The sequence below is a fragment of the Rouxiella badensis genome, from assembly GCF_002093665.1.
In the GTDB taxonomy this organism is placed as follows: Bacteria; Pseudomonadota; Gammaproteobacteria; order Enterobacterales; family Enterobacteriaceae; genus Rouxiella; species Rouxiella badensis.
In genome coordinates this window covers 1-553 of record NZ_MRWE01000070.1, presented here as the reverse complement: position 1 = coordinate 553, position 553 = coordinate 1, and the positions used below count along the sequence as shown (strand labels likewise).

Sequence of the window (553 nt, the reverse complement as noted above, 5' to 3'; positions counted from 1 at the left end):
GTGCAAAACCATCATCGGTTTCGGTTCACCGAACAAGGCCGGTACACATGAAGTGCACGGCGCTGCGCTGGGTGCTGCCGAAGTGGCCGCCACTCGCGAAGCCATCGGCTGGAAATACGCTGCCTTCGAAATTCCACAGGAGATCTACGCTCAGTGGGACGCGAAAGAAGCAGGTCAGGCGAAAGAGTCTGCCTGGGACAAAAAGTTCGCCGCCTATGCGAAAGCGCATCCAGAACTGGCTGCCGAGTTCGAACGCCGCGTGAATGGCAAGCTGCCGGCCGATTGGGAAGCGCAGTCTCAGAAATTCATTGAAGAACTGCAGGCCAAGCCCGCTAACATCGCCAGCCGCAAGGCATCGCAGAACGCGCTGGAAGCTTTCGGTAAGGTTCTGCCGGAATTCCTGGGCGGCTCCGCTGACCTGGCACCGAGCAACCTGACCATGTGGTCTGGCTCACGTTCTATCGGCGACGATAACGCAGGTAACTACATTCACTACGGCGTGCGCGAGTTCGGCATGACCGCGATCAGCAACGGTATTGCGCTGCACGGCGGT

Annotated in this window: 1 pseudogene; it reads left to right on the top strand. The window is 59.0% G+C overall.

The window, feature by feature from the left end:
* Positions 1-553, top strand: a pseudogene (locus BS640_RS21830) (transketolase); the annotation flags it as partial.